At 43.7% G+C, this 7,574-nt stretch carries 7 protein-coding genes; all 7 read left to right on the top strand.

Going from position 1 to position 7,574, the window contains the following annotated elements; genetic code table 11:
• Positions 1 to 545: glycosyltransferase family 4 protein (locus H6F80_RS28760; RefSeq protein ID WP_190794937.1), on the top strand; the 545-nt coding region annotated here is incomplete at its 5' end.
• A gap of 64 nt (positions 546 to 609) precedes the next feature.
• The gene (locus H6F80_RS28765) at positions 610 to 1,686 is read left to right on the top strand and encodes a glycosyltransferase (RefSeq protein ID WP_190794938.1); all 1,077 of its coding nucleotides are present in this window, start codon (positions 610 to 612) and stop codon (positions 1,684 to 1,686) included.
• 137 nt (positions 1,687 to 1,823) lie between these two features.
• Positions 1,824 to 3,080, top strand: a complete 1,257-nt coding sequence (locus H6F80_RS28770) for a glycosyltransferase family 4 protein (RefSeq protein WP_190794939.1) — start codon at positions 1,824 to 1,826, stop codon at positions 3,078 to 3,080.
• 24 nt (positions 3,081 to 3,104) lie between these two features.
• Positions 3,105 to 4,205, top strand: coding sequence for a glycosyltransferase (locus H6F80_RS28775; protein WP_190794940.1), 1,101 nt, complete (start codon positions 3,105 to 3,107; stop codon positions 4,203 to 4,205).
• Positions 4,206 to 4,299: 94 nt separating this feature from the next.
• The gene (locus H6F80_RS28780) at positions 4,300 to 5,460 is read left to right on the top strand and encodes a glycosyltransferase family 4 protein (protein ID WP_190794941.1); all 1,161 of its coding nucleotides are present in this window, start codon (positions 4,300 to 4,302) and stop codon (positions 5,458 to 5,460) included.
• Between the two features lie 186 nt (positions 5,461 to 5,646).
• Complete coding sequence (locus H6F80_RS28785) at positions 5,647 to 6,783, top strand: radical SAM protein (protein WP_190794942.1); 1,137 nt, start codon at positions 5,647 to 5,649, stop codon at positions 6,781 to 6,783.
• 148 nt (positions 6,784 to 6,931) lie between these two features.
• Positions 6,932 to 7,574: glycosyltransferase (locus H6F80_RS28790; protein WP_190794943.1), on the top strand; the 643-nt coding region annotated here is incomplete at its 3' end.

Consider the following 7,574-nt stretch of genomic DNA (forward strand, 5'->3'; position numbering starts at 1 on the left):
TAACAGTTACTCGTATTCAGGAGCACAAAGGGCATCGGTATCTGCTCGATGCGATTCACAAAGTTGTTCAATCTGATCCAAATGTCACCTTTGCAATTGTTGGTAAACCCAGCGATAGCGAGCAAGAACGTTATATGCAAACTCTCCTATCCCAAGCTAACAGTCTTGGAATTGAGCAGCAGGTTAAATTTTTAGGATATGTCAGCGAACCAGATCTCGTCTCTCTCCACCATGAGGCAACAGCCCTGATTCATCCTGCTATAACGGAAGGTTTTGGTTTGGTATTACTGGAAGCGATGAGCTTGGAAACACCAGTAATTGCAGCAGCAGCCGATGGTCCGTGTGAATTGATTGTAGATGGCGAAACAGGATTGATTGTGCCTACAGCAGACAGTGACAGTCTTGCTGAAGCGATTATCAGTCTTTTAAAGAGCCCAGATCTCGCTAAAAACTTAAGCGATCGAGGGAGAGCTACCGCTGAACAGTTTAGTGTAGACAAAATGGTTAAAGCGACGGTGGATGTTTATCGGAGTTTAGTTAGCTAAGCAATCGGTCTAACAAATTCAGTTCGTTTAAAGCCCTGAGCATTTAATTTTCTGTTTATCAGCTATGAAAATGATGAATAAAGCAGCAAACCAGTATTATCTTTACTTACATCAAGGGCAAAAACCTGTTCCCTGGTACCCACCCGATCCCTATCCCCTGGATTGGGTTGACTATACTTACTTTGGCAATGTATTCAAGGCAATGGAGGAAAAGCTTGAGGTTGGCGGTCTTATATTTTACTTTACCTGGAATAGTCTCAAAGAACTTCCGTCCTATGGAAAAAATGTGGTTGTGATTGTGGCAGGAGATGAATGGTGTCGTATACCGACCTATTGCGACAAAGTATTAGCAGTATTCAAATGCTATGGTACAAAACCAATACTAGGCTGTAATCCTTTTTTGCACCCTTCCTATCTGAACATTTTGGCTCTAATTCAGTTTCTAAGAATTGGTTTTTATCGCTTACCTGGCTTGCTCAGTCATGCTCTTCTTCAGTTGAAATACCTTCAACGAAAATCTAGTGAGATATGCCTTATTTACGACATACCATTGGGTTACAATCGGCAGCTAGAGTTGCCTGTCAAGGATCTGGAAGAGCGTGAATATGATGTTTCTTTTGCTGGGAGTATAGAGCATGGAACTTACTCAGTGTGGTCATTAAAACATTTATTTGATACTCCCAAAAGTTTCTCTCGGAGAAAAATGATGTCGAGTATCAAAACATTTGATGCAAAACATCCAGAGCTTAAGATTGAACTCACCGTAACGCCTTCTTTTGGCTCAAGTAAGGACGTGCTTGATAAGGAGAGTTATTCTCAAAGAATGATAAATACCAAAATATGCCTTGTCCCTAGAGGTACATCGTTTGAGACGTTTCGATTTTTTGAGGCAATGCGATATGGCTGTATTGTCATAACAGAGGCTTTACCTACCCGGTGGTTCTATGATGGATCTCCTGCCATTCAAATAAATGACTGGGACGAACTAGAAGAAATATTGACGAGATTGTTAGAGAATAAACACCTCATGCAAGAAAAACATCAAGAATCTTTGAAATGGTGGGAAACAAGATGTTCTGAAGCTGTTGTTGGGAGCTACATAGCTAAACAGTTAAACTCATTAGCATATATCTCTAAATAATATGGAGAACTAGAGGACAGAGGCTGTTCTGCTGCACAAAGAATGCTTCACATCCTCGTACCCTATTTCTATTAAAACTGCTGTAATACCAGAAACGCTTGTGTACTAGATTCGCGTACTACATAAGGATAGGTTTTATGGGTCAACCGCTTAGAATTGCCTGTCATGGTTGGGTTGGGAAGCAGTCTGGGAGCGTCGCTTCCGCAAACTTTCTTATTCTTAAGGAGTTATTGAAAAGAGGATTTCAAATTGATTTCTATGGATGGAAAGACTTTGTTGAACCGGAAGAACTCGATAAATATAGCAACTACCGCTATATTGCCATTCCAGACAGGTCCCAACTAAGAGCATTTTTCAATCTTCTACCTAATACTTTAAGCAAAATTTTATTTAGAGCAATTTATCCCCTAGCTCACCTGCTATTTGTCTATCATGCGGATAACCGAGTTTTATACCACGAAATTTTAACCAGAAATCAAAGTACGGAGTACGATTTATTTCTTTGCCTGGGTCTCTATGCACCCTTCAAACTCGAGAATATACCCGTTATTAGTTGGATTCAGGGTCCTCCAAAGACCAACTGGTTCTACATTAAAAAGTCAAAAGAAAAACTAGTTTCGCTTTGTGGACCCATCCTGTACCTTAAATTGATGGTTTTCTATCTTATTAGGGATTTACGGGCAAGGGCAGAAGTTAGAAACAGCGAGTTTCTGATTGCTGGTAGTCAATGGTCGAAAGAACAGCTTGTATCATTTGGTGTACCAGCTCATGCTGTCTTTGCTTTGCCTTATCCAATAGATACAGATTATTTTCAACGAACGAATTCCTCTTCCGTCCAAAGAGTAGATGATACTAAAGTGCTTTTGTGGTTAGGTCGCTCTGAGCCTAGAAAAAGACTCGATCTGTTGCTAGAAGCCTATGCGCTGCTTCTCAAGGAGCGGCAGGATGTTCACCTAAAAATTATCGGTGGATTCGGCTGGGCGGAAGGATATAAAAAGCTCATCGAGCAATTTGAGTTTCCTGGTCATCTGGAATATCAGCCTTCCGTCGATCGCTTGAAGGTTCCGGAATTAATGTCGCAGTGCGATATTCTCATCCAGCCCAGTGAGGGCGAAAATTTTGGCTCTTCCGTTGCCGAAGCACTTTGTTATGGTCTTCCAGTGATTGTGGGTTCTACAAACGGAACTAAAGACTATATTAGCCCTTCTTCCTTCATCTTTGATTCCTATGAGCCCGAATCACTGAAACAGACCATGCTAAAGGCAATTCAAGCGATCGAGGCGGATCGAGAAAAACTGGCTGTCGAAGCTAGGCAGACTGCTGAGAAAAATTTCAGCATTCCTAGGGTTGTAGACTCTCTTGAGGATATTCTTCAGGCAGCTCTAGCCCTCTAACAAATACCCCACCTGACCAAGCCTATGCCTAACCCAAAGCTGATGTTTTTTATTAACGGTACTGAAACCAGTGCTGCGGGTGTTCGTGCACGAATGTTTGCACAGCAACTCTCACCTCAATGGGACATGCAGTTTAACTATAGACCGAGGCGAAAATGGCAAGGTATTATTCCATTCATTCAATCTGCCTTACACTTCAAGCCTGATATTATTTATGTGATGGATACGGCTTACACAGGAGTGCTAGCAGGGTGCCTGAGTCAGCAGTTGATCGGCTGCAAATTAATTACTGACACAGGCGATGTTGCCTATGAACTCGCTAAATCAACTGGCACCTATTCAAAAAGTCAGCTTGTTCTAATTCGCTGGATTGAGCAGATGGCGATCGCCAATTCGGATTGCCTGATTGTACGGGGCAGCTATCACAAGCAGCTCTTAAGAGAGCAGGGCGTTCAGAATGTTGAATTCGTCCCCGATGGAGTTAATACCCAGGCGATTTCAGACATTGACCCGATCACCGCAAAAGCAAAGTTGGGTTTAGGGAATCATCTGGTGGTTGGCTTGATCGGAAGTATGCAGTGGTCTGAGCGGCATCGAATGTGCTACGGCTGGGATATTATTGAAGCACTCAAATTTCTGAAGGGGCTTCCGGTGAAAGCTCTGTTGGTCGGCGATGGCAGCGGTCGTCCAATTCTAGAACATCTTGCCGAGCGATTTGAGGTCAGGGATCAGGTAGTTTTCAGTGGGCAAGTCCCTTATGAAGAATTACCTCATTACCTTGCAGCAATGGACGTTTGTGTTTCCACCCAGTCTAACGATCGAGTTGGGATAGTACGGACTACAGGTAAGCTGCCTCTCTATCTAGCTTATGGTAAGTACGTGATTGCAACCGATGTCGGGGAAGCGAGCCGTGTTCTACCGGAGGTAGGCTGCTTACTGCCCTATACAGGTGTACGAGATGATGAACATCCTGCCCGGCTCGCTGCTCAATTGCAAAAAGTTATTGCAGCACCCTACCTTTTAGAAATTTCTGAGAAGGCTAAACAGGTCGCTAAGAAGCATTTTGATTACGCAATGCTAGCAACAAGGATTGAGAAAATTTGTTTGGATTTGGTGTCTGCCTAATCCAGCTCACATCCTTAAATTGCTTCAGAAGAATGTTTGAAAAGATATCATTAGTATCCAAATTGCCCCTTCACTCGATGGATTAAAGGCAACAATGCTCACTGCTAGCCAATGTAGCTCTACCGTTCTTTGCATCGGCACGGGTTGGTTCCCAAAAACTCCTGGCGGGCTCGATCGCTATGTCTACGAACTTACCCATTATTTAGCAGCAGCAGGGCATCAAGTCGAGCTATGTGGCATTGGGTTACCGGAAACACCGCTTGATTCTCCTGTAAAGCTAACCAATTTAGCCGAGCCGAGCCAGCCATTCTTACATCGGTGTCGATCGCTCCGTTCTAACTTCTTGAAACATACCTGTCAACCTGACGCGATCAATTTACACTTTGCCCTCTATAGTTTTCCGCTGCTGCACAGTCTGCCTGAAGATGTGCCCATTACCTTCACCTTTCATGGTCCCTGGTCTTTAGAAAGCCAGTGGGAAGGAGCGAGCAGTCTCAACGTTTTCTTGAAGTATTGGATTGAGAAGCACGTTTATCGTCGCTGCGATCGCTTTATTGTGCTTAGCAAAGCATTTGGCACGATTCTGCATCATCATTACAGCGTTCCCTGGAGCAAGATCTATATCATTCCAGGTGGAGTCGATACAGCGCGATTTCAAATCACATTATCCCGTCAGCAAGCACGACAGCAGTTAGGCTGGGAACGCAATCGCTTTATTCTGTTCACACCCCGTCGTTTAGTCCAAAGAATGGGACTCGATGTACTGTTTAATGCTTTAGCCGGATTAAAGTCACGGCATTCTGATATCTGGTTAGCAGTTGCTGGGAAAGGACCTCAGAGGAACATGTTGGAGCAGAAGGTATCAGAATTGGGATTAGAGAATTACGTTAAGTTTCTGGGGTATTTGCCGGATGAGCATTTACCAATCGCTTATCAAGCAGCTGATTTAACCGTGATTCCAAGTCAATCGCTAGAGGGGTTTGGCTTAGTTTTACTAGAGTCTTTAGCTTGCGGTACGCCTGTACTTTGCACGCCAGTGGGAGGAATGCCAGAAATTTTAACCAGCTTTTCTCCTGATCTGATTACGGATACCGCAGATGCCCATGCAATTGAAGCTCGCTTGCGATCGCTCCTCAGTGGAAACCTTCCCCTCCCGTCTCGCGACACCTGCTATGAGTATGCGTCCACCTCGTTTAACTGGTCTAAAATCTCCCAGCAAGTACAGCAAGTTCTTCTAGCTCCAAAAGCAGATTAGCTATTTCCCCAGTTACACGATGAATACTTCCAGATGTGTAGATCTTGCAAATTTTTTAGGGGCTTTGAAGAGCTAATTTAGAATTGCTCATTCGTTCAATAATTAACCGTTATACTAATCGATTAAGGAGAGAGTAGAAGCAGAACGAGATGAAAACAATGAAAGCGAGAATAGGAGCGGGATGAAATGAAAAAGCTGATTAATTCCCTGTTGAATTACAAAGACTCTGGTCGTCTTCAATCAGTATACGTTCAGTCTCTCCTTCGTTACAGCACCCCCAAAAAAATTCTGAATGCGCTTCGGACCGAATACGCTTACCGGCGGCGTTTGGCTTACGTTCCTTCTGCGCCCTATATTCTTTTTCTTGAGCCGCTATATTATTGCAACCTTCACTGTCCACTTTGCGATCGTCAAATCTTTTCTGAAGCTCGTAAACGCGATGCAGGCTATCTCTCCCTTGACCTGTACGATCAAATTTTGGATGAGATCAGTGATTATCTATTTCAATGCCAGATTTTTGGACAGGGTGAGCCTTTGCTCGATTGGGAGTTAACCAAAGAAATTGTGCAGCGAACGCACCACCGCCGGATTTTCACGCTCCTGAGCACAAACTGTACCCTAATGACTCCTGAAATTGCCCGCGATATCGTATCTTCGGGTCTCGATCACCTAGTTTGTGCAATCGACGGCATTACCCAAGATAGCTACAGCAAATACCGGATGGGAGGGAAAGTAGAAGATGCACTGGCAGGACTGCGGCTCATCGTCGAAGAACGGCGGCGTCAAAATAGCTCACTGTTCATTGAGTGGCAATTTCTAGTCAATGCCTTTAATGTTGCTGAAATTGAGCAAGCTCGCTCATTAGCAGAACAACTCGGTGTCACCATTCGGTTTGCTCCATTACGCGGGATGGAATACGATACTCAGCTTCAAGCCTACTGGTTGCCGAATACTTCAGCATGGCAAGAAGGTCGAAAAGCTCCTGGGGAAACCTGCTACAACTGGCCCTGTTACTTCCTGTGGCGATCGCTTGTGCTCAATTCCAATGGAAACATAGCTCGCTGTCTAATCTACCAGAATGTTTCTGAATACGGTAGCCCTCACACCCAGTCCGCCCTTTCTCTTTACAATCATTCCAGTGTTCAACGAGCAAGACAGCTCTTTCAAAAAAGAAATGTACCAGATGGTGATTTTCCATCTCCCTGCAATAACTGTTCTTTTTTTGCTCGAGAACATGGAGGTCCCAATCTAGATAAGCTTCAAAGCCTCAGTTCCTTGTCTACATTACCTAATACAGTACCTAATAGTGATTCATTGAGTTAGGCATATCAATTTAATTGGCAGTCAGTCTCCTGTAGGCAGGATATTTACTGGGTTTCCTAAAGAGGGATATTTATCCACAAGCTAGTAAAGTTACAATCGTTAGAGAACAATAAGATCAACGAGCACAGCCCAACGCGATGATGCAGCTATGAAAATTCTATTTTTAGATCAAAGCGGTAATTTGGGTGGTGCTGAACTGTGCTTAGCAGACATTGCAAAGCTCTACTCAGGAGATTGCCTGGTTGCTTTGTTTTCCGATGGTGCTTTCCGAAAATTGTTGGAACACCACTGCATTTCCGTTCAGGTTCTTACAGAAACATCCATTCCGATTCGTAAAGATAGCACCTTGATTCAAGGAGTTAGCAGTATTCGTTCTCTCATTCCTTTAGTAACTAAAGTCGCGAATCTTGCGCGCGGGTATGATCTGATTTATGCAAATACGCAGAAAGCCTTGGTCATCGGTGCTCTAGCTAGTCTTTACTCCAATCGGCCACTGGTCTATCATCTGCACGATATTCTCTCCACCGATCACTTTAGCTATACAAATCGTAGGATCGCCGTGACACTTGCGAATTGGTTCGCTAGGTTAGTAATTGCAAACTCAAAAGCGACCCAAGCTGCATTTGTTGCAGCAGGCGGACGCCGTGACATTGTTCATATTGTTTATAACGGCTTTGATCTCAAACACTATTCCAGGTTTTCATCTCCTGATATTTTGCTTGATATTAATCAAATCAAACAAAATTTGAACTGGAACGATCGCTTTATTGTGGGACACTTTAGTCGTCTCT

Source organism: Leptolyngbya sp. FACHB-711 (genome assembly GCF_014695615.1).
In the GTDB taxonomy this organism is placed as follows: Bacteria; Cyanobacteriota; Cyanobacteriia; order Elainellales; family Elainellaceae; genus Leptolyngbya_A.